1 protein-coding gene is annotated in these 253 nt (G+C 46.6%); it reads left to right on the top strand.

Annotation, left to right across the window (positions count from 1 at the left end; translation table 11 throughout):
• Nucleotides 1-12: 12 nt before the first annotated feature.
• Nucleotides 13-253: DegT/DnrJ/EryC1/StrS family aminotransferase (locus RMT89_RS44325; protein ID WP_315889417.1), on the top strand; the 241-nt coding region annotated here is incomplete at its 3' end.

The following is a 253-nucleotide window of genomic DNA, read 5'->3' as shown; positions in this document are numbered from 1 at the left end:
CACAATTTAAAAGTGGTATATGACGCCTCACACGCCTTTGGTGTCAGGTACAAACAACAGTGCCTGCTTAGCTACGGTGATGCCGCAACCCTGAGCTTTCATGCCACCAAGTTGTTTCACACCATCGAAGGTGGCGCGATTGTTTTCAAACATAAAGAAGACCTTGAGCGTGCCAAGAAGCTGATTAATTTTGGTATTACCGGCCCGGAAAGTATTGAAGAGCTGGGCATCAATGCCAAGATGAACGAATTCC

The organism is Streptomyces sp. P17, assembly GCF_032436805.1.
Taxonomy (GTDB): domain Bacteria; phylum Actinomycetota; class Actinomycetes; order Streptomycetales; family Streptomycetaceae; genus Streptomyces.
This window is presented reverse-complemented; position numbering and strand designations above follow the sequence as displayed.